General features: G+C 62.0%; 25 protein-coding genes. 14 read left to right on the top strand and 11 right to left on the bottom strand.

The window, feature by feature from the left end; genetic code table 11:
* The first annotated feature begins 49 nt into the window (after positions 1 to 49).
* The 8 genes from Q7C30_RS17730 to Q7C30_RS17765 all read left to right on the top strand — a co-directional run bounded on the left by Q7C30_RS17730 (position 50) and on the right by Q7C30_RS17765 (position 8919).
* Positions 50 to 1075, top strand: a complete 1026-nt coding sequence (locus Q7C30_RS17730) for an NAD-dependent epimerase/dehydratase family protein (protein ID WP_039579236.1) — start codon at positions 50 to 52, stop codon at positions 1073 to 1075.
* Positions 1076 to 1157: 82 nt separating this feature from the next.
* Positions 1158 to 2252, top strand: a complete 1095-nt coding sequence (rfbB, locus tag Q7C30_RS17735; RefSeq protein ID WP_039579234.1) for a dTDP-glucose 4,6-dehydratase — start codon at positions 1158 to 1160, stop codon at positions 2250 to 2252.
* On the top strand, positions 2249 to 3115 hold the full coding sequence (gene rfbA / locus Q7C30_RS17740) for a glucose-1-phosphate thymidylyltransferase RfbA (RefSeq protein WP_029613730.1): 867 nt from the start codon (positions 2249 to 2251) through the stop codon (positions 3113 to 3115). The genes rfbB and rfbA overlap by 4 nt, the downstream gene beginning before the upstream one ends.
* A 78-nt stretch (positions 3116 to 3193) precedes the next feature.
* Positions 3194 to 4324 (top strand): glycosyltransferase family 4 protein, encoded by a 1131-nt coding sequence (locus tag Q7C30_RS17745; protein WP_317872268.1) that lies wholly within the window; start codon positions 3194 to 3196, stop codon positions 4322 to 4324.
* Entirely contained in the window at positions 4324 to 5286 is a 963-nt protein-coding gene (locus Q7C30_RS17750; RefSeq protein ID WP_317872269.1) for an SDR family oxidoreductase, read from the top strand. The genes Q7C30_RS17745 and Q7C30_RS17750 overlap by 1 nt, the downstream gene beginning before the upstream one ends.
* A gap of 5 nt (positions 5287 to 5291) precedes the next feature.
* The gene (locus tag Q7C30_RS17755) at positions 5292 to 6302 is read left to right on the top strand and encodes a glycosyltransferase family 4 protein (protein WP_317872270.1); all 1011 of its coding nucleotides are present in this window, start codon (positions 5292 to 5294) and stop codon (positions 6300 to 6302) included.
* Between the two features lie 87 nt (positions 6303 to 6389).
* A complete protein-coding gene (locus Q7C30_RS17760) occupies positions 6390 to 8384 on the top strand; it encodes a nucleoside-diphosphate sugar epimerase/dehydratase (protein ID WP_029613733.1) in 1995 nt (664 codons plus the stop codon).
* Positions 8385 to 8595: 211 nt separating this feature from the next.
* A complete protein-coding gene (locus tag Q7C30_RS17765) occupies positions 8596 to 8919 on the top strand; it encodes a helix-hairpin-helix domain-containing protein (protein WP_039579228.1) in 324 nt (107 codons plus the stop codon).
* A gap of 48 nt (positions 8920 to 8967) precedes the next feature.
* Here the strand turns inward: Q7C30_RS17765 and Q7C30_RS17770 are convergent, their stop codons facing one another.
* Entirely contained in the window at positions 8968 to 9135 is a 168-nt protein-coding gene (locus Q7C30_RS17770; protein WP_317872271.1) for a DUF2897 family protein, read from the bottom strand.
* A 178-nt stretch (positions 9136 to 9313) separates the two neighbouring features.
* On the opposite strand from Q7C30_RS17770, the gene pyrF reads away from it, so the two are divergent.
* On the top strand, positions 9314 to 10015 hold the full coding sequence (gene pyrF / locus Q7C30_RS17775; RefSeq protein WP_029613735.1) for an orotidine-5'-phosphate decarboxylase: 702 nt from the start codon (positions 9314 to 9316) through the stop codon (positions 10013 to 10015).
* A 43-nt stretch (positions 10016 to 10058) separates the two neighbouring features.
* Here the strand turns inward: pyrF and Q7C30_RS17780 are convergent, their stop codons facing one another.
* Positions 10059 to 11060, bottom strand: coding sequence for an NADP-dependent oxidoreductase (locus tag Q7C30_RS17780; protein ID WP_317872272.1), 1002 nt, complete (start codon positions 11058 to 11060; stop codon positions 10059 to 10061).
* Positions 11061 to 11289: 229 nt separating this feature from the next.
* Between Q7C30_RS17780 and Q7C30_RS17785 the strand changes: the two genes are divergently transcribed.
* Positions 11290 to 12051, top strand: a complete 762-nt coding sequence (locus Q7C30_RS17785) for an SDR family oxidoreductase (RefSeq protein WP_317872273.1) — start codon at positions 11290 to 11292, stop codon at positions 12049 to 12051.
* Here the strand turns inward: Q7C30_RS17785 and Q7C30_RS17790 are convergent.
* Positions 12002 to 13174: an MFS transporter gene (locus Q7C30_RS17790; RefSeq protein ID WP_317872274.1), complete on the bottom strand. Its 1173-nt coding sequence runs from the start codon at positions 13172 to 13174 to the stop codon at positions 12002 to 12004. The two genes, Q7C30_RS17785 and Q7C30_RS17790, sit on opposite strands and share 50 nt — an antisense overlap.
* Positions 13175 to 13321: 147 nt before the next feature.
* Here Q7C30_RS17790 and Q7C30_RS17795 point away from each other — a divergent pair, with 147 nt between their 5' ends.
* Together Q7C30_RS17795 and Q7C30_RS17800 are read left to right on the top strand one after the other, a co-directional pair.
* On the top strand, positions 13322 to 14719 hold the full coding sequence (locus tag Q7C30_RS17795; RefSeq protein ID WP_317872275.1) for a PLP-dependent aminotransferase family protein: 1398 nt from the start codon (positions 13322 to 13324) through the stop codon (positions 14717 to 14719).
* A gap of 115 nt (positions 14720 to 14834) precedes the next feature.
* A complete protein-coding gene (locus Q7C30_RS17800) occupies positions 14835 to 16778 on the top strand; it encodes a methyl-accepting chemotaxis protein (RefSeq protein WP_317872276.1) in 1944 nt (647 codons plus the stop codon).
* Positions 16779 to 16845: 67 nt separating this feature from the next.
* Here the strand turns inward: Q7C30_RS17800 and Q7C30_RS17805 are convergent, their stop codons facing one another.
* The gene (locus Q7C30_RS17805) at positions 16846 to 18039 is read right to left on the bottom strand and encodes a benzoate/H(+) symporter BenE family transporter (RefSeq protein WP_029613740.1); all 1194 of its coding nucleotides are present in this window, start codon (positions 18037 to 18039) and stop codon (positions 16846 to 16848) included.
* Between the two features lie 142 nt (positions 18040 to 18181).
* Here Q7C30_RS17805 and Q7C30_RS17810 point away from each other — a divergent pair, with 142 nt between their 5' ends.
* The gene (locus Q7C30_RS17810) at positions 18182 to 18784 is read left to right on the top strand and encodes a glutathione S-transferase family protein (protein ID WP_317872277.1); all 603 of its coding nucleotides are present in this window, start codon (positions 18182 to 18184) and stop codon (positions 18782 to 18784) included.
* Position 18785: 1 nt separating this feature from the next.
* Here Q7C30_RS17810 and Q7C30_RS17815 read toward each other — a convergent pair whose 3' ends face one another.
* The 5 genes from Q7C30_RS17815 to Q7C30_RS17835 all read right to left on the bottom strand — a co-directional run bounded on the left by Q7C30_RS17815 (position 18786) and on the right by Q7C30_RS17835 (position 21630).
* Positions 18786 to 19157 carry a glutaredoxin gene (locus Q7C30_RS17815; protein ID WP_039579203.1) on the bottom strand — a complete coding sequence of 124 codons (372 nt, stop codon included), beginning with the start codon at positions 19155 to 19157 and terminating at the stop codon, positions 18786 to 18788.
* Positions 19158 to 19377: 220 nt separating this feature from the next.
* A complete protein-coding gene (folE, locus tag Q7C30_RS17820; protein WP_317872278.1) occupies positions 19378 to 19923 on the bottom strand; it encodes a GTP cyclohydrolase I FolE in 546 nt (181 codons plus the stop codon).
* 67 nt (positions 19924 to 19990) lie between these two features.
* Positions 19991 to 20551 (bottom strand): Smr/MutS family protein, encoded by a 561-nt coding sequence (locus Q7C30_RS17825; protein WP_039579196.1) that lies wholly within the window; start codon positions 20549 to 20551, stop codon positions 19991 to 19993.
* A gap of 88 nt (positions 20552 to 20639) precedes the next feature.
* The gene (locus Q7C30_RS17830) at positions 20640 to 20960 is read right to left on the bottom strand and encodes a hypothetical protein (RefSeq protein ID WP_039579194.1); all 321 of its coding nucleotides are present in this window, start codon (positions 20958 to 20960) and stop codon (positions 20640 to 20642) included.
* A gap of 79 nt (positions 20961 to 21039) precedes the next feature.
* Positions 21040 to 21630 (bottom strand): cysteine hydrolase family protein, encoded by a 591-nt coding sequence (locus tag Q7C30_RS17835; RefSeq protein WP_317872279.1) that lies wholly within the window; start codon positions 21628 to 21630, stop codon positions 21040 to 21042.
* A gap of 177 nt (positions 21631 to 21807) precedes the next feature.
* Here Q7C30_RS17835 and prmB point away from each other — a divergent pair, with 177 nt between their 5' ends.
* Positions 21808 to 22716, top strand: a complete 909-nt coding sequence (prmB, locus tag Q7C30_RS17840; RefSeq protein ID WP_317872280.1) for a 50S ribosomal protein L3 N(5)-glutamine methyltransferase — start codon at positions 21808 to 21810, stop codon at positions 22714 to 22716.
* A 37-nt stretch (positions 22717 to 22753) separates the two neighbouring features.
* Here the strand turns inward: prmB and Q7C30_RS17845 are convergent, their stop codons facing one another.
* Together Q7C30_RS17845 and Q7C30_RS17850 are read right to left on the bottom strand one after the other, a co-directional pair.
* Positions 22754 to 23536: a hypothetical protein gene (locus Q7C30_RS17845; RefSeq protein WP_039579187.1), complete on the bottom strand. Its 783-nt coding sequence runs from the start codon at positions 23534 to 23536 to the stop codon at positions 22754 to 22756.
* Between the two features lie 111 nt (positions 23537 to 23647).
* Positions 23648 to 24604, bottom strand: a complete 957-nt coding sequence (locus Q7C30_RS17850) for an alpha/beta fold hydrolase (protein ID WP_039579184.1) — start codon at positions 24602 to 24604, stop codon at positions 23648 to 23650.
* Between the last annotated feature and the right edge of the window lie 33 nt (positions 24605 to 24637).

Consider the following 24637-nt stretch of genomic DNA (forward strand, 5'->3'; position numbering starts at 1 on the left):
ACAGGGGGAGGTCATGACCTCCCCGATCCCCTCGAAGTGGTGACGCTATATGACTGCATATGAACAACTCATCGAATCCTTGCCGAAAACGCCGCGGACCTGGCTGGTCACGGGCGTGGCGGGCTTCATCGGCTCCAACCTGCTGGAAACGCTGCTCAAACTCGGCCAGCGCGTTGTCGGCCTCGACAACTTTGCCACCGGCCATCAGCGCAATCTGGACGAAGTGCAAGGTTCGGTGAGCGCCGAGCAATGGGCTGCCTTCAGATTCATCGAAGGTGACATTCGCAAGCTCGAGGATTGCGCCAAGGCCTGTGTGGGCGTGGATCATGTGCTTCACCAGGCGGCCCTGGGTTCGGTGCCGCGTTCGATCAACGATCCGATCACCACCAACGGCACCAACATCGATGGTTTCCTGAACATGTTGGTGGCCGCGCGAGACGAAGGCGTCAAGAGCTTCGTGTATGCCGCGAGCAGTTCCACCTATGGTGACCATCCCGGGTTGCCCAAGGTCGAGGACGTGATCGGCAAGCCGCTGTCCCCTTATGCCGTGACCAAGCTGGTCAACGAAATCTATGCCGACGTATTCGCCCGGACCTATGGTTTCAAGACCGTCGGCTTGCGTTATTTCAACGTCTTCGGCAAGCGCCAGGATCCCAACGGCGCCTATGCGGCCGTCATTCCCAAGTGGGCGGCGGCGATGATCGAGGGCGAGCCGGTCTACATCAACGGCGACGGTGAAACCAGCCGGGATTTCTGCTTCATCGAAAACACCGTGCAGGCCAACCTGCTGGCCGCTACCACCGATCGGGAAGAGGCCACGAATCAGGTCTATAACGTTGCCGTCAGTGGACGCACGAGCCTGAACCAGTTGTTCGCGGCGCTGCGTGATGCGCTGGCAGCCAACGACATCCAGTATCCCCACGATCCGGTCTATCGCGACTTCCGGGCGGGGGATGTCCGGCATTCGCAGGCCGATATCGGCAAGGCTCGGACGCTGTTGGGCTACGACCCAGGTTTCGACATTGCGGACGGTATCGCCAAAGCCATGCCTTGGTATGTTCGTTTTCTAAAATGATGGATGGCCAACGAGCAGGGTTGGGCGTGCTCAGTTCAGCACCCCACCGCCTCGTGGGTTTGAAGAAGGATGATGCGTGAAAATGAAAATTCTGGTGACCGGCGGCGCAGGCTTTATCGGATCTGCGGTGGTACGCCATGTGATCGAACACACCGAGGACAGCGTCGTCAACCTCGACAAGCTGACCTACGCGGGCAATCTCGAGTCCCTCGACGCGATTTCGGGTAATGACCGCTATCGCTTCGAGCAGGTCGACATTTGTGACCGTGCGGCTGTGGATCAGGTGCTGGCCCGGCATCAGCCGGATGTCATCATGCACCTGGCGGCCGAATCCCACGTGGACCGCTCGATCGATGGCCCTTCTGATTTCATCCAGACCAACATCGTCGGTACCTACACGCTTCTCGAGGCGGCGCGTGCCTACTGGTCGGGGTTGAGCGCAGAGGGCAAAGCGCGTTTCAAGTTCCACCACATCTCCACTGACGAAGTCTACGGTGACCTGGAAGGCCCGACCGATCTGTTCACCGAACAGACGCCGTACGCGCCTAGCTCGCCGTACTCTGCCAGCAAGGCCAGCTCCGACCACCTGGTCCGGGCCTGGCATCGCACCTACGGCTTGCCGGTCGTGGTGACCAACTGCTCCAACAATTACGGCCCGTTCCATTTCCCCGAGAAACTCATCCCGCTGATGATCCTCAATGCCTTGGAGGGCAAGGCGCTTCCGGTGTATGGCAGCGGCGCCCAGGTGCGTGACTGGTTGTACGTGGATGATCATGCGCGCGCGTTGTATACCGTCGTCACCCAGGGTGGCGTAGGGCAGACCTACAACATCGGTGGACACAACGAGCGCCGCAACCTGGATGTGGTGCACGCCATCTGCAGCCTGCTCGACGAACTGCGACCGGTCGACAAGAACCCTGCTGTGTCGGGCATCGCTCGCTATGCCGACTTGATCAAACATGTCGCCGACCGCCCAGGCCACGACCTGCGCTACGCCATCGATGCGTCCAAGATCGAAGCGGATCTGGGCTGGAAGCCCCAGGAAACCTTCGAATCCGGTATTCGCAAGACGGTCTCCTGGTATCTGGACAATCTGCAGTGGTGCCAGCGGGTTCAGGACGGCAGCTATCAACGTGAGCGCCTGGGCGCACAAGTTTCTGAAGGAACATCGGTATGAAGGGAATTGTGTTGGCGGGCGGATCGGGCACTCGGCTCTATCCGATCACCAAGGGTGTGTCCAAGCAGTTGCTGCCCATTTACGACAAGCCGATGATCTACTATCCGCTGTCGGTACTCATGCTGGCCGGCATCCGGGATATTCTGCTCATCAGTACCCCTGATGACATTGGCGGTTACCGTCGGCTGCTGGGTGACGGTAGCGACCTGGGTATCAACCTGACCTATGCTGAGCAGCCTTCGCCGGACGGGTTGGCACAAGCGTTCATCATTGGCGAATCGTTCATCGGTTCCGATTCGGTGTGCTTGATCCTGGGTGACAACATCTTTTATGGCCAGGGCTTCACGCCGGTTCTGCAGAGAGCGACCGGTCGGACCTCAGGGGCTACCGTTTTCGGTTACAAGGTAAAGGATCCCGAGCGCTTCGGTGTCGTGGAGTTCAACAGCGACAAACGGGCTGTTTCGATCGAAGAGAAGCCAGCGCATCCCAAGTCAAACTATGCGGTGACCGGCCTGTATTTCTATGACAACGATGTCGTCGAAATGGCAAAGCAGGTAAAGCCCTCTGCACGCGGCGAGCTGGAGATCACCAGCATCAACCAGGCTTACCTGGAGCGTGGGGACTTGCATGTGGAGTTGCTGGGGCGCGGGTTTGCCTGGCTGGACACCGGTACCCACGAAAGCCTGCTAGAAGCTGGACATTTCGTCGAAACCATCGAAAAGCGCCAGGGCAACAAGATCGCCTGTCTTGAAGAAATTGCGTATCACAATGGTTGGCTGAGCGCGGACGATGTTCGGCGGATCGGTGTGTCGCTCAGCAAGAACAGCTATGGGCAGTATCTCCTTTCGCTGGTCGACCACTGAAAAGTGGTTGCGCCTTGCCCGTGGTCAATAAAGGTCGCGGGCGCAAAGGACCACGTGTTGATGGATAAACAATAAATTATGAAGCCGATTTTATTAATGATCGTGAATGACGCGGCTTTCTTTCTGTCGCATCGCCTTCCGATCGCCGAAGGGGCCAGAAACGAAGGCTACGACGTTCACGTGGCCACTCAAGCCGGCCCGTCCGTGGCCAAGATCCAGTCGCTCGGCTTCACATTCCACGAACTGAAGATCACCCGTAGCGGCAAGAATCCGCTCGGGGAGTTGCTCAGCCTGGTCAATATCGTGAAATTGTGCTGGAGCGTGCGCCCTGATGTGCTTCATCTGGTCACGATCAAGCCGGTGCTGTATGGCGGCATTGCAGCGCGTCTGTCTCCGGTCAAGGGCGTGCTGGCGGCTATCTCGGGACTGGGTTTCATCTTCATGAAACAGGGTAGAAAGGCGGCTTTGATCAGGGGTGTGGTGTCGACACTGTATCGACTGGCGCTGGGCAAGCGTAACGTGCGCGTGGTGTTCCAGAACCCCGATGACCAGCAGGCACTCATCGATCTGGGCGCAGTCACGGCGCAAAAGAGCGTCCTGATCAAAGGGTCGGGCGTGGACCTCGACCTGTACCAATGCGATGAGGAGCCGGCAGGGCCTGTGGTGGTGACCCTGGCCGCCAGGCTGCTCAAGGACAAAGGTGTCCTGGAGTTCGTCGAGGCGGCGCAAGTCCTGCGTGGACGTGGTGTCGAGGCCGTATTCCAGCTGGTGGGTGATCCAGATCCTGGCAACCCGACCAGTATCGATCCGGCCCAGTTGCAGACGTGGGCTGCGGGCGACTTGATCCAGTGTCTGGGGTATCGATCCGATATCGCCAACGTATTCAGGGCGTCGAACATCGTCGTGCTGCCCTCGTATCGAGAAGGTTTGCCAAAAGTTTTGATCGAAGCCGCTGCCTGTGGCAGAGCGGTGGTGACCACCAACGTCCCAGGTTGCCGTGACGCCATCGTGGCCGATGTCACGGGCTTGCTGGTGCCTGTGCGTGATTCCCAGTCGTTGGCCGATGCGATTCAACGTCTGGTCGAGGACGCAGCGCTGCGTCGGTCGATGGGCTTGGCGGGCCGAGCGTTCGCGGAGCAGACCTTCGCCATCCAGCAGGTCGTTGGCAAGCATATGGAAATCTACAGCACATTGAGGAGTCAGGCCTGATGCAACGACAAGTGCTGGTGACAGGCGCTACGGGGTTCGTGGGTTCCCGTGTGGTTTCGACCCTGGCGCGTGATCCTGCTTTACGCGTGTTGGCGGGTGTTCGCAAGACACCCCCCGCGTTGGCGCAAGGGGTGCACGCATTCATGATGCCATCGCTTGAAGAAAGCGATTTCCAGGCATCGCTGCAGGGTATCGATTATGTGGTTCATTGCGCTGCACGCGTGCATGTCATGAACGATCAGTCGACCGACCCGCTCAGCGACTATCGCAAGATCAATGTCGAAGGGACGCTGGCGCTAGCGCGACGAGCCGCTCAAGACGGAGTCAAGCGATTCGTCTTCCTCAGCTCCATCAAGGTCAATGGCGAAACGACCAATCATAGAGCGCCCTACACCGCGGACGAAGTGCCAACGCCAGTGGATCCCTATGGTGTTTCCAAACTCGAAGCTGAGCGGGCCCTGCTGGCGCTCGCACAGTCCACGGGCATGGAAGTGGTCATCGTTCGCCCGGTGCTGGTGTACGGCCCGCATGTGAAAGCCAACTTCCAATCCATGATGAAGTGGCTGAAAGCCGGGATCCCGTTGCCTCTCGGGGCGATCAAGAACAAACGCAGCATGGTCGCCCTGGACAATCTGGTGGATTTGATTCGTGTGTGCCTCATCCATCCCGCAGCTGCCGGACAGGTGTTTTTGGCCAGCGATGACCAAGACCTTTCGACCACTGAGTTACTGAAGAAAACCAGTACTGCACTGGGCGTCAGTGCCAAGCTGTTGCCCGTGCCTGCCGGTTTGATCAAGACCGCAGCGTCTCTGGTGCGTCGTCCCGGTATCGCAGCTCGACTGTGCGACTCGCTTCAGGTCGACATCATCAAGACCAAACGCTTGCTCGAATGGACGCCTCCTCTGAGCGTCGACCAGGCGTTGAAACTTACAGCCCACGCATATCTTGAATCGGAACGCTAGCCTCAATGATTCTTTGGACGTTGTTTCCTGCAGTACTGCTGGTTGCCCTGGTGATGACCGGCGGATTGCGCCGTTACGCACTGGCTCGCAGCATCATCGATATTCCCAATGAGCGGAGTTCCCACAGCGTGCCCACGCCGCGTGGCGGGGGCGTGGCGATCGTCGTCGCGTTCCTCTTGTCACTGCCTGTGTTCGCCAGCCAGTCGTTGCTGCCGGGCAACTTGATCTGGGCGCTGGTGGGTACTGGTTCAATGATTGCGCTGCTGGGTTTCCTGGACGATCACGGCCACGTCGCCGCTCGCTGGCGGCTGCTGGGGCACTTCCTGGGCAGCGCCTGGGCGCTGTTCTGCCTGGGCGGAATTCCGCCTCTGCATGCCTTCGGTCTGGACATCGATTTCGGTTGGTTCGGCTATGTACTGGCGCTGTTCTACTTTGTCTGGTTGCTCAACCTGTACAACTTCATGGACGGCATCGATGGTTTGGCCAGCGTCGAGGCGATCTGTGTGTGCCTGGGGGGCGTTGTCCTCTATGTGATCAGCCATCATTTCGAGCAGTCCTATGCGGCGTTGGCATTGGCCTGTGCGGTGGCAGGTTTCCTGTTCTGGAACTTCCCGCCGGCGCGCATCTTCATGGGCGATGCCGGTAGCGGGTTCCTGGGTGTAGCATTGGCCATTCTGTCGCTCCAGGCCGCCTGGGTGGACTCGGCACTCTTCGCAGGCTGGTTGATCTTGCTCGGGGTCTTCGTCGTCGATGCCACCGTAACGCTGATTCGCCGCCTGCTGCGGGGCGAAAAAGTCTACGAAGCCCACCGCAGCCATGCCTACCAACACGCCTCCCGGCAGTTGGGCAGCCACAAGCCTGTCACGATGGCGGTACTCTTGATCAACGTGCTCTGGCTCTTTCCGTTGGCGTGCATGGCCGTCTCGGGCTGGCTCGATGGCGGGGTGGCACTGGTCATTGCCTACCTGCCCCTGGTACTGCTGGCCATCAAGTTCAGATCGGGTATGCCGGGTTAACATTCAAGCGCAGGCCTTCCATCAGGGGGCTGCAGCCAAGGCCGCAGCCGTCTCGGAAATGCCCGAGCAGAGGAATTAGAGATGCATATGGATAGACTGAGAAAGCGGATGGTTTCACTGCCGCGTAAACACAAGCGCGCGATACAGGTCACCGCGGACTTGGTTGTAGTGTGGTTGGCACTGTGGTTGGCTTTCGTCGTTCGCATGGGGTTGGATGAGCTGGTCAATCCTGTGGTAACGCATTGGTGGCTGTTTGTCGCTGCCTCCATCGTCACCATCCCGATCTTCATCCGGTTCGGGATGTACCGTGCGGTGATGCGTTATTTCGGTAACGATGCCCTGATCACCATCTTCAAGGCAGTGAGCCTGTCGTCGCTGTTGTTGGCATTGGTCGTGTATTGGTATGGAAACCACACCGTGGTGGTTCCACGGTCGATCATTTTCAACTATTGGTGGTTGAGCTTGCTGATGATCGGTGGCGGGCGCTTGCTGATGCGTCAGTATTTCCTCGGCGACTGGTATGCCGCTCGGCAACATGTACCCTTTGCCCGTCGTGACAATGGCTTGCCCAAAGTCGCGATCTATGGCGCCGGCGCTGCTGGCAACCAGCTCCTTGCAGCGCTGCGCATGGGGCGTACGATGCAGCCGGTGGCATTCATCGATGACGACGAGTCCTTGACCGATCGGACGATTTCCGGCTTGCAGGTGTTCAAAGGCTCTGATATCGAGCGCATGCTCAACGTCACTTCCGCCGAAGAGGTGTTGCTGGCGATTCCCTCGGCAAGTCGCTCCCGGCGCCGAGAAGTGCTCAGCGCACTGGAACAGTACCCTGTGCACGTACGCAGTGTCCCAAGCGTCGTGGACCTGGCGCGTGGCGCGGTTAAAGTGGATGACATCCAGGAAGTCGATATCGCCGACCTGTTGGGGCGTGACGCAGTGCCTGCGCAACCCGATCTGCTCGCTCGTTGCATCAGCGGGAAGGTGGTGATGGTGACCGGCGCGGGTGGCTCGATCGGCTCTGAGTTGTGCCGGCAGATCCTGATGCTCGAACCCAAGTGCCTGCTGTTGTTCGAGCACAGCGAGTTCAATCTCTACAGCATTCACAGTGAACTCGAACAACGCATCACTCGCCAGGCGCTGCCGGTACGCCTGGTGCCGTTCCTCGGATCGATACGTCACTACAAGCACCTGTTCGATACCATGAGCACGTGGAAAGTCGATACGGTGTATCACGCGGCGGCCTACAAACATGTGCCCATGGTCGAGCACAACATCTCCGAAGGCGTCGCCAACAATGTGATGGGGACCCTTAACACCGCCCAGGCTGCGCTGCAGGCCAATGTGGAAAACTTCGTCCTCATTTCCACTGACAAGGCTGTTCGTCCAACCAACGTCATGGGTAGCACCAAGCGTTTGGCCGAAATGATCTTGCAGGCGCTGAGCAAAGAAGTCGCACCGGTGTTCTACGGTGATGGTGCGAATGTCGCCAGGGTCAATAAAACACGTTTCACCATGGTACGTTTCGGCAATGTGCTCGGCTCTTCTGGCTCGGTCATTCCGCTGTTCCATCACCAAATCAAGACGGGTGGGCCGCTGACGGTCACGCACCCTAAGATCACCCGTTACTTCATGACCATTCCCGAGGCTGCTCAGTTGGTGATTCAGGCCGGCTCCATGGGGCAGGGCGGCGATGTGTTCGTGCTGGATATGGGCGAACCGGTCAAGATTGCCGCGCTGGCTGAAAAGATGGTTCATCTTTCCGGACTGACTGTCCGCTCCGAAAGCAATCCTCATGGCGACATTGCCATTGAGTTCACCGGTCTGCGGCCGGGTGAAAAGTTGTATGAGGAGTTATTGATCGGCGATAACGTTTCACCCACGTCTCATCCGATGATCATGACGGCCAGCGAAGACTTTCTGCAGTGGGGGCAGCTTAAAGAGCAATTGAATCAGCTCCTCCAGGCATTGGCGGTCGATGACTTTGCTCGGGTCCGTCAGTCGCTGCGGGAGATGGTGAGTGGCTATTCGCCAGAAGGCGACATTGTTGACTGGGTTTATCAGCAGCGTCGGCAAGACATGTAGGTAAATGTACGGCTGACAGTGATCTAGCTGTCAGCTGTTTCTAGATCACGTTTGAGAAAATCGTTCGGACGAATGAACCTGATCAATTCTGTTACGGTTTAATCATTCGCCGCACCTGGGCGAATGCGCTGAGACTGGCTACGTTGAAAAGGGCAGCCAAGGAATTAGCTGCCCTTAAACGCGAAATGTACCAACGCACAGGAGTGCACTCATGCGCAATAAACTGATCAGAAGTCTTCTACTGCCACTTTTCCTGAGCCTGTCTGTCTCGGTCAGCGCTGCCCCTAGCGCCTCTACACCTGTATCGCCTTCCACGAGCGAAGTGTCGACCTCCGCAGTTACCCTGAACCTCAATACGGCGGACTCCGCAACCTTGCAAAAGGAGCTCTCCGGCATTGGCAAAGCCAAGGCGGAGGCCATCGTGGCCTATCGCGAGGCACACGGCGCATTCCAGACCGTAGACGAGTTGCTGGAGGTCAAAGGCATCGGAAGTACGCTCATCGAACGTAATCGGGGCAAGATGACCGTTCAGTAACAGGCCCATCAGGTCGGGGCCTGTGCCCCGACCTTCACTGTCGCTCAGTCACCGCTCCCGCGCATCCTTGGCATCTGCCTCGGCATTGCGTTCATGTACTTTCTTCAACTGCTCGTCTGTCAGCGGCAATTTCTTCGCTGTATCGCGCAGCATCATCAGCCCACCTACGATGGAGCCGATGGCTACGATGAGTATCAGCCAGGCATACCAGGGCATTGTCGTTCTCCTGTGATCGTGAAAATGCTGCTTGTCATGGTATCGGACCTAGGGCTGCGATCATGCGTTCCTCGACGGCCAGCCTTGTTCACGCCAACTGTATCGTTGCGTATCCCCAATCGACTCGCCACTTCGTTTACAATGCGCGCCGTTCACGACTTGCCACAGAGATCCGACCATGTCCGCCTGCCAGACGCCCCTGATCGTCGCCCTCGATTTCCCGACCCGTGAGGCCGCCCTGAAGCTGGCTGACCAGCTCGATCCTGCACTGTGCCGGGTCAAGGTGGGTAAGGAGCTGTTCACCAGCAGCGCATCCGGTATCGTCGAGACCCTTTGTGCCAAGGGCTTCGAGGTGTTCCTCGACCTGAAATTCCACGACATCCCCAACACCACGGCCATGGCGGTCAAAGCGGCTGCCGAGATGGGTGTATGGATGGTCAATGTGCACTGCTCTGGCGGCCTGCGCATGATGTCTGCATGCCGTGAAGAATTGGCCAAGCGCAGCGGTCCGCAGCCACTGCTGATCGGGGTGACCGTGCTGACCAGCATGGAGCGCGAGGACCTGGCCGGTATCGGCCTGGATGTCGATCCACAGGAGCAGGTGCTGCGCCTCGCTGCGCTGGCGCAAAAGGCAGGAATGGACGGCCTGGTGTGCTCGGCCTTGGAAGCTCCGGCGCTCAAGGCAGCCCATCCGTCGCTGCAATTGGTGACTCCGGGCATTCGCCCGGCAGGCAGTGCACAGGACGATCAGCGTCGCATTCTCACGCCGCGCCAGGCACTTGAAGCGGGCTCCGACTACCTGGTTATCGGTCGCCCGATCAGCCAGGCCGCGGATCCGGCGCAGGCGCTGGCTGCCGTGGTGGCCGAGATCCGTGCCTGATTGAAGCCAATCGGGGCCGCATTACGGCGGCCCCCCTGCACGATCAAACCTTCAACACCAGCTTGCCGAAGTTTTCCCCGTTGAACAGTTTCAGCAGTGTTTCGGGAAAGGTTTCCAGCCCGTCCACCACGTCTTCCTTGCTCTTGACCTTGCCGCTGGCCAGCCAGCCCGCCATTTCCTGTGCGGCCTTACCGTACTCCTTGACGTGGTCCATCACCACGAAGCCTTCCATGCGTGCGCGATTGACCAGCAGCGACAGGTAATTGGCCGGTCCTTTTACCGCTTCCTTGTTGTTGTACTGACTGATGGCCCCGCAGATGACCACGCGCGCCTTGAAATTAAGACGGCTGAGTACCGCGTCGAGGATATCGCCGCCGACGTTGTCGAAGTACACATCAACGCCCTTGGGGCACTCGCGCTTGAGGCCCGCCAACACGTCCTCGGCCTTGTAGTCGATGACGCCGTCGAAGCCCAGTTCGTCCTTGAGGTACTGGCACTTCTGGGCACCACCGGCGATACCCACCACGTGACAACCTTTGATCTTGGCGATCTGTCCGGCGATGCTGCCCACAGCGCCTGCCGCACCGGAAATGACCACGGTATCGCCGGCCTTGGGTTGTCCTACTTCGAGCAGGGCGAAGTAGGCGGTCATGCCGGTCATGCCCAGGGCAGACAGATAGCGGGGCAGGGGTGCCAGGGTCGGGTCGATCTTGTGCATGCCCTGCGGGGTACCAGTGAAGTAGTCCTGTATGCCAAGCGCGCCGCTGACATGGTCACCAGGCTTGTAGTCCGGATGGTTGGACGCGACGACCTCACCTACACCCAAGGCACGCATCACGTCGCCCAGCTCGACCGGCGGGATGTAGGACTTGCCTTCATTCATCCAACCGCGCATGGCCGGGTCCAGCGAAAGGTAGAGGTTGCGCACCTGGATCTGGCCGTCCGCCGGTTCGCTCGCCGGAACCTGTTGATAGTCGAAGTCTTCCCGCCGGACGGCGCCGGTCGGTCGCTTGGCCAGCAGGAAGCGGCGGTTGGTCTGGGTCATGGAACGTCTCCGGGTAGATGGCAAAGTCTGTTGATAAACCGTCGAGTCTTACTGTTCAAGCCTGACCTGAATGGCGAATGCTCGTCGATCCAGCAGAGTGATTGAGTGCCATGCATAAAATCACCACCGACGATGGTACTGCAACGGCAGACCTGATGATGCTGCCCTGTGCCCGGTTGTGCTGAGTAGACTCACCCGCCATGAGCCTTCATGAAAAACGGAGTGTGCGATGAGCATGACATTTTCTGGCCAAGTCGCTTTGGTTACCGGTGGTGCGGCGGGCATAGGGCGGGCGACGGCACTGGCGTTCGCTGCGCAGGGGCTGAAGGTGGTGGTGGCCGACGTGGATGCGGTCGGTGGCGAAGCGACGCTGGGGTTGATCCATGAAAGCGGCGGCGATGGTCTGTTCGTCGCCTGCGATGTCACCCACGACAGCGATGTGCGCCAGCTCCACGAGCGCATCGTCGCGGCGTACGGTCGACTGGACTACGCCTACAACAATGCCGGAATCGAAATCGAGAAGGGCCGCCTCGCCGAAGGCAGCGAAGCCGAGTTCGACGCGATCATGGCGGTCAACGTCAAGGGCGTTTGGCTGTGCATGAAGTACCAGTTGCCGCTGATGATGGCCCAAGGCGGCGGCGCTATCGTCAATACCGCGTCGGTCGCAGGCCTTTGCGCGGCGCCCAAGATGAGCATTTATGCAGCGTCGAAGCATGCCGTGGTCGGCCTGACCAAGTCGGCGGCCATCGAATACGCGAAAAAGGGTATTCGGGTCAATGCGGTGTGTCCGGCGGTGATCGATACCGATATGTTCCGCCGTGCTTACGAGGCCGACCCGCGCAAGGCAGAGTTCGCCGCAGCGATGCACCCGGTCGGGCGCATCGGCAAGGTCGAGGAGATCGCCAGCGCGGTGCTGTACCTGTGCAGCGATGGCGCGAAGTTCACCACTGGCCATAGCCTGACCGTGGATGGCGGCGCCACCGCCATCTGAGCCTTGGCCCGGCGCCGATCAGTGCAAGGGCCACCAGCGCGCATCCCAACACCAGGGCGGCACCGAACAGTTGCAGAGCGATGTGGGCACCCAGTCGATCGCTGAGCAACCCGGTGAAGACGACCGGCAGGCTGAATCCCAGATAGGCGAGAAGAAAGAACCCGGCGCTGGCGCGCGGCTTCTCCGTGCCACCCAGGGCATTGACCGCCGCCAGACCGCCCAGGTAGATGAAGCCGTAGCAGGCGCTGCTGGCGGCCACTGCCCCGATCAACACGGCCATCAGTCTGCCGCTATCGGCCCCCCAGGCCAACAACAGGAAGCTGGGCGGCAGAATGACCAGCCCCAGCAGAGTCGCCGGCCTGCTGTTCAGGCGTCGGGCCAGCGGCTGGAACAGCACGCCGCAACTGATCACGCAGAAGGTAGAGAACCCTGACCATTGATCCAGGCCGTGTTGTCGCAGCACGCCCGGCACCAGCGCGATGACCAGCCCGGTGCAGGCCCAGGCCAGCAGAATGGCCAGCCCATAGGGCAAGCTGCCGCTCGGATAGCAGGGCAGGCGCAGCATCGGCGTGCGATGTGCAGTACGCTGATCGGGCAGGCGCCAGACCAGGAACAACGCAGTGGCCGCCAGCACCAGGTGTAGAGGGAAACTGAGTGGCGTCAGGCTTGGACCACGCAGTAGGAACAGGCTGGTCAAGGCCGCCCCCAAGCCAAAGCCCAGCGACGTGCTGGCAGTGACCCAATTCGCCGCCCGTGTGGTGTCGCCATCGCCTTGCAGTTCGCCCATGTAGGCCGTGGCGAGGGTGGTCGAAAGCGCGGTGCCCACGCCCATCAGCAGCCGCGCCAGGGCCAGCGTCTGTAGTCCAGGCGCGAACATGACGAGCGTGGTGGCGATCATCGACAAGATCAGTGCGACCATGATCAGCAGTCGGCGGCCCACCCGGTCGGCCAGCCCGCCAAACGCCAGGAGTACGGGCAGTACCCCCAGCACGTAGCTGGAGAAGGCCAGGGCGGTGGCGGCGGCACCGTATCCCGAGAGGATGGCATAGGTGGTGTAGAGCGGGGCTTGCAGGTTCACCGCCAGGGTGATCAGGCAAAGGGCAAAAGCCAGGCGTGCGGGCATGAGAGGTCCGTCTGGAAGTGGTGGATCAGGTGGTAAATCCGGGGGAGCCCCGTGCAATCAGCTTCGGTTCATGGCCTTGCACAGGCAAGGCACACCTCACGGGGATTTGTGATTAACTGTTCGCTAAAAATCGTCGAACACTTTGCCATGCACCTGACTCTGGATCGTCTCGCCGCCACACCCTTGGCCCAGCAACTCACTGAACAACTGCAAGCCTGGATCGAGCAGCAGCGCCTGCGTCCTGGTACGCGGTTACCCTCCATTCGCAGCCTGGCCCGCACCCTGGCGATCAGCCATGGCTGTGTGATCGATGCCTACGATCGACTGGTCGCCAGCGGTTGGCTCGAAGCGCGCCATGGGGCCGGTTTTTTCGTCGCCGAGCGGATGTCTACCTACGCTCGAGACGATGCGCTGGCCTGGGGCGATGCCATCGATGGCAGTTGGCGGCAGTTCAGTGACGCCCATCCAGCACTGCTCAAGCTCGGTTGCGGCTGGTTGCCCGACGCCTGGCAGGCGCAGGAGGCGCTGGCCCAGGCGATACGTCAGGTGAGTCGCGGCGACCCGCAAGACTTGCTCCGCTACTGCCCGCCATTGGGAATGGCCGGGCTGCGGCAGCAGTTGCTCAAGCGTCTGGCGCAGTTGCAGATTCCCAGCGAGCCGGAGGGCGTGCTCACAACACAGGGCGCCAGCCACGGGCTGGACCTGCTGGTGCGCACGCTGCTCGTACCAGGAGATGCTGTGATCGTCGAAAGTCCCGGCTACTACAACTTGTTCAGCCTGTTGCGCCAGCACCAGGTGCGCATGCTGCCCTTGCCCCGCACCGCGACCGGGCCCGATCTGCAGGCGCTCGAGCAGCTTCTGGCTGAGCACCGGCCGCGCTGCCTGTTCATCAACAGCCTGTACCAGAATCCCACGGGTACCAGCCTCAGCCCCAAGACGGCCTATCGCGTGCTGGAACTGGCACGCGAGCATCATCTGCGGATCATCGAGGACGATATCTACGCCGACTTCCAGGATGGCCCCGCCACTCGCCTGGCGACGCTGGACAGCGAGCGGCAGGTGATCTACTTGTCGAGCTTCTCCAAGACATTGAGCAGTGCGCTGCGCGTGGGCTTTATCAGTGCAGATCCCGAACTCATTGCCCGCCTGGCGCAATTGAAGATGGTGACCGGCATTGGCACTTCCAGGTTCGTCGAGCAGGTGGTCGGACACCTGCTCGGCAATGGCAGCTATCGCAAGCATGTGCAGCGGGTGCGCGGGCGTCTGGCCGAGCACATGGCGAAGGCGTTGGGACAACTGGAAACCCATGGCTGGGAGGTACTCTGCGAACCCTACGGCGGCCTGTTCGTCTGGGCGCGCATGCCAGGTCGGGATTTCGCCTGGCTCGACCGCCTGGCCCTGGAGCATTCGGTGCTGCTCACGCCCGGCAGCGCCTTCGACCCCGTGGGCGGGCAAAGCGAGTGGCTGCGCATCAATGTCGCCTACGCACAGGACAGACGCGCCCAAGCGTTTCTCGCCGCTGCTGGACGACCCGCAGTTAGCTGAAAACGACAGGTTCATAGCTATTTGACACCATTCTGACCGCAGGGCCTTGTGACCCGAGCCATGCGGTTGTCACTCTTGTGCCTTCGGCAACACCTAAGGGCGAGGGGGAGTGGCGATGACGTCGACCAAGCGCGGTAGTCTGGCCAACCTGGGCATGGCCCGCAAACTCGGCCTGGGCTTTGCTCTGGTACTGCTGCTGACGTTGGCCGTGGCGGCCATCGGCATTCAGGCCTTGAGCAAGGTCGGCCAGCGTTTCGACGCGTTGCACCAGATGGGCGAGGTCAAGGCCGATCTGCTCAGCCTGCGCGAGCACGAACAGGCCTTCGCCTTGCGCTCGGACATCAAGCAAGCCGAGGCACTGCGCGCCGGCCTGCAGGCATTGATCGAACGCATCCGGGGCATTCCCCTATTGGCGGCGAGCGAAGCCGACCTGCATGCCTACGGCCAGGCATTCGATGCGTTCGTCGAGGCGGTGCAGGGCAAGGAGCTGGCGCTGGACACCGCTGCGTGGTCGGTCTCCAGTGTGGCCGGTAACCTCGATGTGCTGCAGTCGGGCTTGGCCGACGATGGCGCCGATGCCCTCAAGCAATCCCAAGGCCAGCAGGGCAGCGAGATGCTCGAACAATCCACCCAGGTGGCGCAGGTCTCGCGCTTGATGCTGCAGGCCATGGATGCTGCGCGGGTGCGCCTGGAGCAGGCACGCAAAGGCGATGAGTCGATCGACCAAGGGCGCATCGCGCAGACCGTCGAGGCCGCGAATCTGGTCGATGAGCTCAAGACAGCGGTTGCCGACACCAGTTACCAGAGCCTGCTTGGTGAGGTGGCCGGCCATATCGCCTCGTTCTCCGAAAAGCTCGATGAGTACACGGCCGAACTGGGCAAGGAGCAGGACATCAAGGCGCAGTTGCAGGCCAGCGCCGCACAGGTCACGGCACGCATCGACCAGGCGTATGATGCGCAGCAGGCAGCGATGCGCCAGGAACTCACCCACAACACGCTGGCCATCGCGCTGGCCACGGCATTGGCCTTGCTGGTCGGGATCGTCGCTGCCTGGCTGATTACCCGCGCCGTGGTAGCGCCGCTCAAACATGTGATCGCCAGTGCGCAGCGCATTGCCGCAGGGGATCTGTTGGTCGATGCGCAGGTCGCCGGGCGCGACGAGGTGGGCCAGTTGACCCTGGCCATGCAGCAGATGGCCGCTGGGCTGTCGAGCATCGTCAGTGGTTTGCAGCAGGGCATCGAACAATTGGCTGGTAATGCTCAGGCATTGTCGGCGGTGACCGAGCAGACCAATCGCGAGGTCGGCAGTCAGAAAGAGGAAACCGAGCAGGTCGCCACCGCCATGCAGCAGATGACGGCTACGGTGCACGATGTGGCGCGCAACGCCGAGGAAGCGGCCCAGGCGGCCCAGCAGGCCGATGACAAGGTCGAGTCCGGTCAGCAGGTGGTGCGCCAGAGCATGCAGCGTATCGAGCAACTGGCGCAGGCGGCGGAAACCGCCAGTGCCGGCATCGACAGCCTGAGTGCCGAGATTCACACCATTGGCGATGTGCTGGAAGTGATCAAGAGCGTGGCCGAGCAAACCAACTTGCTGGCGCTCAATGCGGCTATCGAAGCAGCGCGTGCTGGTGAGCAGGGTCGCGGTTTCGCGGTGGTCGCCGACGAAGTGCGTGCGTTGGCGCGCCGCACCCGTCAATCGACCGAGGAAATCGAGCGTTTGGTGGCGAGCCTGCGCGGCAACGCGCAGCAGTCGGTGACGCAGATCCGTGGCAGTACCGAGTTGGTGCGTCTGGCGGTGGCCGACGCGCTGCACACCGAAAGTGCCCTGGGCAGCATCGCGGCTGCCGTGTCATTGATTCAGCAGATGAACCAGCAGATCGCCGCAGCGGCCGAGCAACAGAGCTCGGTGGCCGAAGAGATCAGCCGCAGCGTCACGCAGATTCGCGGCAGCGCCGATCAGGCGGCGCTGGCCATGCAGGACACGGCGCGCTCAAGCGTCGAGTTGGCGCAGTTGGGCGATGAACTCAAGGGGATGGTGGGGCACTTCAGGCTGCATTGAGAGGCTGTAGTGGTCTCTTCGTGTCGCGCCCCGCGATCCCAGGGAGGGTCCATCGCCGGCGTGATGTTCATCCGGCCTTGCGGGGACTCAGAATCATCAAGGTGATCACTCCCGCCACGATGCCCCAGAACGCCGACCCGATGGAAAACAGCGTCAGCCCCGAGGCCGTCACCATGAAGGTGATCAGTGCCGCTTCGCGCTCGCGGGCCTCGCTCATGGCCACGCTCAGGCCGTTCATGATCGATCCGAACAGCGCCAGGGCCGCGATCGACAGCACCAGTTCCTTGGGCAGCGCGGCGAACAATGCCGCCAGTGTGGCGCCGAAGACCCCGGCGATACCGTAGAAAATCCCGCACCAGACGGCAGCGGTGTAGCGCTTGGCCGGATCCTCGTGGGCGTGTGGGCCGGTGCAGATTGCGGCGCTGATCGCTGCCAGGTTGACGCCGTGGGCGCCGAAGGGGGCCAGCACCAGCGAGGCCAGGCCGGTGGCCGAGATCAGCGGCGAGGCGGGCACCTGGTAGCCGTCGGCGCGCAGCACGGCCACGCCGGGCATGTTTTGCGAAGTCATCGCCACCACGAACAGCGGGATGGCGATGCTGATGGTCGCCGCCAGCGAAAAACTCGGTGTGGTCCACACCGGCCGTGCCACTTGCAAGTCGAAGTGACTGAAGTCCAGCAAGCCCAAGGCGCCGGACAATGCGCTGCCGACCAGCAGGGCGGCGAGCACGCAGTAGCGCGGTGACAGGCGCTTGACCAACAGGTAGCTGAAGAACATGCCCAGCACCAGCAGGGTGCGATGTTGCGCAGCGACGAAGATTTCGCTGCCGATCTTGAACAGGATGCCGGCCAGCAGGGCCGAGGCCAGCGACGCGGGAATGCGGCGAACCAGGCGCTCGAAGCTGCCGGTCATTCCGCAGATCACCACCAGCGCGGCGCAGGTGACGTAGGCACCGATGGCCTCGGCGTAATTGACCCCACCCAGGCTGGTAATCAGCAGCGCGGCGCCCGGTGTCGACCAGGCCACGGTGATCGGCGTGCGATAGCGCAGCGACAGGCCGATGCTGCACACCGCCATGCCGATCGACAGCGCCCAGATCCAGGAGGAGATCTGCGCATTGCTCAGGCCGGCGGCCTGGCCGGCCTGGAACATCAGCACCAGCGAACTGGTGTAGCCGGTGAGCATGGCGATGAAGCCGGCCACCACGGCCGACGGCGAGCTGTCGGCCAGTGGACGCAGGGGCGTGGAAGTGGCGTCGGTCACGGTGCATTCCTTGTGCAATGGGGCATTTCGCGCAGCCTAACGCGCAGCGACCTGCCGCGCGCCATACAGCGACCATTGCATTTAGCCGTACAGTCCTCAACTATGGAGCGCTGACTTGCAGCTGCGCAGGAGGGGAGGGGCGATGTACAAGGTGTATGGGGACTATCAGTCAGGCAACTGCTACAAGGTCAAGTTGATGCTCAGTCTGCTGGGACGGCCGTGTGAGTGGCACCCGGTGGACATTCTCAAGGGCGAAACCGAAACACCGGAATTTCTCGCGCGCAATCCCAACGGCAAGGTTCCCGTGCTGGAGCTCGAAGACGGTACCTGCCTGTGGGAATCCAACGCCATTCTCAATTATCTCGCCGATGGCAGCGAGTTTCTGCCCACCGAGCCGCGTTTGCGTACCCAGGTGCTGCAATGGCAGTTTTTCGAGCAGTACAGCCATGAGCCCTACATCGCGGTAGCGCGCTTCATCCAGTTCTACCTGGGGCTGCCGCAGGAGCGCCTGGAGGAATACCGCAAGCTGCACAAGGGCGGCTACAAGGCGCTGAGGGTCATGGAACGGCAGTTGCACATGACGCCGTACCTGGTGGGCGAGCAGTACTCGATCGCCGATGTCGCGCTCTATGCCTATACCCATGTGGCCCACCAGGGTGGCTTCGATCTGGCCGAGTATCCCGCCGTGCGCGCCTGGCTGGAGCGGGTCGCCAGTCATCCGCGACACGTACCGATGGTGGGCTGACTCAGATCGAGCCGAAGCGCTTGTCCAAGTAGGCGATGATGTCGTTGGACTCGTACATCCAGGTGGTCTTGCCGTCTTCCTCGATACGCAGGCACGGCACTTTCACCCGCCCGCCGCCGTCTTGCAGTGCTTGACGGTGCTGCGGGTCGTTCTTCGCATCGCGCAGTGCCACCGGCACGTTGAGCCGGTGCAGGGCGCGGCGGGTCTTGACGCAGAACGGGCAGGCATGGAACTGGTACAGCGCCAGCCCTTTGGCCTGCTGCTCGACCTGGGCCTGGGCGGCGGCGTCACGCTTGCGCTTGGCCGGGCGGCTGATCCAGTCGCCGAACACGATGAGCTGGCCGAGGCCGACCCGCAGGGCTTTGACGATCATGGGCTACTCCTGAGCTTGGGGGCACGAAGGCCAAATAAAAAGCCGACCCCCAGGCTCTGTTTGAAAAGTCTTGAGACGAAGGTCAGGCAAGGCGAAAACCGCCGAGGAAGCGGAGTTTACGAGTGGTAAATGAGCATTCCGAGGCGGTTTTCAACGCAGCATCACCGAGTATCAAGGCTTTTCAGACAGAGCCTAGGGGCCGGCTTGAGGTCGACGCCGATCACTTGATCAGGCTGAGGAATTCACTGCGGGTGGCGGCATTGGTACGGAATTCACCAAGCATCACCGAGGTGATCATGCTGGAATTCTGCTTTTCCACACCGCGCATCATCATGCACATGTGCTTGGCCTCGATGACCACGGCCACACCGGCTGCGCCAGTGACCTGCGAGATGGCCTCGGCGATCTGACGGCTGAGGTTTTCCTGGATCTGCAGGCGACGTGCGTACATGTCGACGATCCGTGCCACCTTGGACAGTCCCAGCACCTTGCCCTTGGGCAGATAGGCCACGTGGGCCTTGCCGATGAACGGCAGCATGTGGTGCTCGCACATCGAATACAGCTCGATATCGCGGACCAGCACCATTTCGCTGTTGTCGGAAGTGAACAACGCGCCGTTGGTGACTTCTTCCAAGGTTTGCTCATAACCGCGGCAAAGGTACTTCATGGCCTTCGCGGCCCGCTTGGGCGTGTCGAGCAGGCCCTCGCGGGAGACGTCCTCGCCAATCTGGCTGAGGATCTCGGTGTAGTTCTGTTCCAGGGACATGGATCTACCTGTGGGAAAAAACGCAAAAACGAAGGGTACGGCGGCGCACGCGGCGCTGCAAGCGCGATTACTCGTCGCGGCCTTCGAGCATGGTCCGCTTGAGCATCACGTAGAGCGCACCCGTGCCACCATGGCGGGCCTGGCACGACGCGAATCCAAGCACCTGCGGGTGCTGGCGCAACCAGGTGTTGACGTGGCTCTTGATCATCGGCCGCTTGCCATCCAGGCGGGCCGCCTTGCCGTGGGTGACCCGCACACAGCGTACTTCCAGGCGGGTGGCTTCGGCGATGAAGGCCCACAGCGTCTCGCGGGCGCGCTCGACGGTCATGCCATGCAGGTCGAGGCTGCCTTCGAAGGCGATCTGGCCAAGCTTGAGCTTGCGGATCTGGCTTTCCTGAACGCCGTCACGGCGCCACATGAGCTCGTCTTCAGCACCCACGTCGATGACGAACTGGTCCGACAGACCGTCGACCACCAGCGCTTGGCCGGTGCGCACGCTGGCGGCCTGACGCAGGCCGGCCAGTTGCGTGCGGTCAGCCTTGGGCTTGCCCACTTCGGCACGGTCATGAGCGATGGGCTTGACGCCGCGCACTTCGCTGCGGAAGAGGGAAAAGTCGTCGTCTTGCATGGGAGCCTCCACGTGGGCGGCGTAGTCTACGCGATCGGCGCTGGGTCGTCAGCAGACGCGCCAGCGCACGCCTCGGCGTGTGGGGGCTTCAGTCGTGTTTCTTCATCAGGTGCGGCGACAGGTTGAGATCGCGACTGCGACGCAGGCGAATGCGGCTCAGGCGCCAGAAGCGCACGCCCAGGTAGAGCAGCAGCAGGCCGAGCGCGACGAGAATCGCCGCGAGGCTGTGATTGGCGTTCAACTCGGCCAGGGCTTCGTAGTTGCCCAGCAGGCCCGCAATGCCCGCCATGGCCAGAAGAATGCCCACTGTGGCCAGCAGCGCCGACAGTGCAGCCGCCAGGCGCACGCCCCAGTTGCCCGCCTGGTGTGGGCGCAGGCGTTTGGCATCGAAACTGCCTTTGAGCTTCATTCCGTATTCCTCTCTCGGTATCGGAATTCGACCTGCGCCGACCCGTGCGGTTCCGCCCGGCGGCCGGGCGCTGGGGCGATCAGATCAGGCTGTCGGTAGGCGCTACGCAGGCGAAGTTGTCGGCCATGACCGCCATCTCGCTGTGGTGAATCTGCGCGGCCGGGATGACCGTGTCCTTGAACGCCAGGTCGCGGGTGGCGGAGGCGTCTTCGACCAGCGTGCAGCGGTAGCCGTAGTCCTTGGCGCGGCGCACGGTGGTGCTGACGCTGGAGTGGCTCATGAAGCCGCAGACGATCAGGTCCAGGTGGCCGAGGCGCTGCAAGGTTTCGTGCAGGCTGGTGTTCTTGAAGGCATTGGGCATGCGCTTTTCGATGACCACTTCGTCATCCTGTGGCTCCAGGCCCGGGATGAACTCCCCGGCAGGGCCCTGTGGGTCGAAGCGTCCGCCCACCGTACCCAGGTGGCGGACATGAATGATCGGGCGACCGGCCTTGCGGGCCGCGTCGAGCAACCGGGCAATGTTCGCCACGGCCTCGTCCATGCCCGAGAGTGCCAGCGGACCGCTGAGGTACTCCTTCTGCGCGTCGATGACGATCAGACTGGCTTGGCTCAACCGGGCCGGCGGGTAGTCGCGACCGGTGAGGCGGAACATCGTGGTTGGAACGGACATCGAGGGCTCCTCGGGAAGGGCTTACATCGCGCTATTGTCACTTGCCCAGGCGCCAATGTGAATGGTTGACAACGCAGACGGCGCCGTTACTGGCCTGTGGCTACCTGAGCGGCGGGCGATGGAACATTTCAGCCAGTGGACTGGTAGACTTTTGCACAGTCTGAAAAGGAGTACTTTGTGATCACTTCCCGCCTGCGCACCCTGCGCGACCATATTCGCTGGGCTGTCAGCCGTTTCCATGAGCATGAGCTGTTCTTCGGCCATGGTGCCGACAACGCCTGGGACGAGGCCCGCCTGCTGGTGCTGGGGGCCGTGCATCTGCCCTGGCAGATGGCTGACAGCTACCTGGACTGCCAGTTGGAAGATGACGAGCGCGTGCGTCTGCAGCACCTGCTCAAGCGCCGCATCGAAGAACGTGTGCCCACCGCTTACCTGCTGGGCGAAGCCTGGTTCTGCGGCATGTCGTTCATCGTCGACGAACGCGTGCTGGTGCCGCGCTCACCGATTGGCGAACTGATCGAGAAGCGCTTCGAGCCCTGGCTGGCCAGTGAGCCGGCGCGCATTCTCGACCTGTGCACGGGTTCCGGCTGCATCGGCATCGTCGCGGCTGACGTCTTCCAGGACGCCGAGGTGGTACTGGCCGACCTGTCGTTCGACGCCCTGGAAGTGGCCAACCGCAATATCGAGCGTCATGGCCTGGAGCAGCGCGTCTTCACGGTGCAGGGCGATGGCTTCGCCGGCCTGCCGGGACAGCGCTTCGACCTGATCCTGTCCAATCCGCCGTATGTGGATGCCGAGGATTTCGCCGACATGCCCGCCGAATACCAGCACGAACCGGAGTTGGGCCTGGCGTGCGGCAACGATGGGCTGGACCTGGTACGGCGCATGCTCGCCGAGGCGGCCGATCACCTGACGGAAAAGGGCTTGCTGATCGTCGAAGTGGGCAACAGCCAGGTGCATGTCGAAACCCTGTACCCGGAAGTGGATTTCACCTGGCTGGACTTCGAGCGTGGTGGCCATGGCGTGTTCATGCTCACGGCGCAGCAGTGCCGCAACCATCAGGAACTGTTCGTCTCGCGGGTCTAGGACCAGGCCTGGCGGGCGTGTGGCCCGCCAGGCACATTCAGCGTGTGGCGATCCAGATCAGCAGGCCTGCCTGAAAGACTGCAAAGGCCACCAGGCAGGTAATGGTGAAGCGCAGCCCGCTGTCCTCGCGGCGATACTTGGCCACACGCTCGTCACGCTCGCGCAGTTGCACGTCTTTCTCATGCAGTTTCTGATCGGCCTGTTGCAGCAGCGTCGCTGCCTCCAGCATGTCGACGCGCTGCAGCTTGTCGTTGCTCCAGCCGCCCTTGAGCTGGCCCACGGACGTTTCCACGGTACGCGCCTTGAGCGTCTGGCCATCGGCGTATTCCACCTCGATGCCAACGCTGCGCAACACATGGTCGCGACGCAAGCGGGTGTCCTCGTTGAGGGCATCCTTGTTCGGCAATGCCATGCCTTCGACGCGATAGTGCGACCACTTGCGTTGCAGCCACTGCACGGCCTGGGTCAGCAAGTACCGGCCCAGGCCACGATTGAGCGGCTCGAGTTGCAGGCCGGCCGGATCGCCGATGCGCACCAGGTGCTGCTCATGGTCGACGCGCACGTCCAGTCGATTCTGTTCCTTGCGCACCTTCTGTGCGGGCAGCAGAATTTCCAGGCGCAACAGGCTGTTGGCCTTGTCATGCCGTTCGGCATAGCCCAGTTGGACGAAGCGCAGCGGTCGCGCGCCGGTGCTGCGGTCGGTGGGCAGCGGCGCCAGGCGCAGCAACTGGAAGTGCTCGGCGGTCAGGTCCGCCCAGGGCAGCGGGGGGCTTTCGGGCGGTTGTTGTTCGGTCGCCTCGGTGGCGGGAGTATCGGTCATCAGGCCATCCTCGATTGCGTGGGTCGGTGACAGCCAAGCGCCTGGCCCGGTTTCACCGCCTGTTGCCCTGCGTTATCGGCAGGGCGGGGCAAGACCTGAGGAGGGTGTCGATCAGGCCGACTGCAATTGCTTGATGAACGCGACGATGCGTTCGCCCAGCTCGCGGGCCAGGGGCAGGTCAGGGTTGCTGTAGCTGTCGCGCTGCGCGCTCATGGCCTTGGGACTGATACGCAGCATGTGGTTCATGCCGTCGATCAATACCAGTTGCGCATCGGGTTTCGCCGCCTTGAGGCGTTCGGCGTCTTCGACCTCGACCTGCACGTCGTTACGCCCCTGCACGATCAGCGCCGGCACCTGCAACTGAGCGAACGCTTGGGCGGGATCCTGGCGGAACAACGAGATCAAGTAGGGTTGCACCGTCGGGCGGAACACTTCGCGCAAAGGCGCCGGCACGTCCAGGCTGGTCTGCCCGGCCTGCAGGCGATCGAGCAGGCGATTGCCGCGGGCCAGTTGCGCCGGTGACAGGCGCTGGGCGAGCTGCTCGCGCAACACGTCGGCGATGGGGCGTCCGCTGCCGGCCAGGGTGATCACGGCGCGGGCATCGGCTTGTGGCGCGGCGAGGCTGGCGATCAGCGCGCCTTCGCTATGGCCAATCAGAATGAGCGGCCCGAAGCGCGGGTCGGACTGCAGCAGATGTGCCCAGGCCACCACGTCGGCGACATAGCCCTCCACGCTCAGGTCGCGCTCGTCCGGCGCGGCAGGGCGGCTGGTCGCGACGCCGCGCTTGTCGTAGCGCACGCTGGCGATGCCTTGGCTGGCGAGCAGTTGCGCCAAGCGCTTGAGGTTGTCGATGCGTCCCGAGGCGGGGTTGTTGCCGTCGCGGTCGGTGGGACCGGATCCGGAAATGATCAAGGCCACCGGCACGGGCGTGTCCTGCTGGGGCAGCAGCAGGCTGCCATGCAGCACGCCAGTGCCGGTGTCCAGGTCGATGGGGCGTTTGATGACGGTGGCGGCGCTGGCCTGGGCCAGGCCGGTGCAGAACAGCAGGAACAGGGCGACGAAGCGCATCGGCGAATACTGCGTGGGGAGATGCTCGCTTTG

It is taken from the genome of Pseudomonas sp. RAC1 (assembly GCF_030658255.1).
GTDB classification, from domain to species: domain Bacteria; phylum Pseudomonadota; class Gammaproteobacteria; order Pseudomonadales; family Pseudomonadaceae; genus Aquipseudomonas; species Aquipseudomonas boreofloridensis.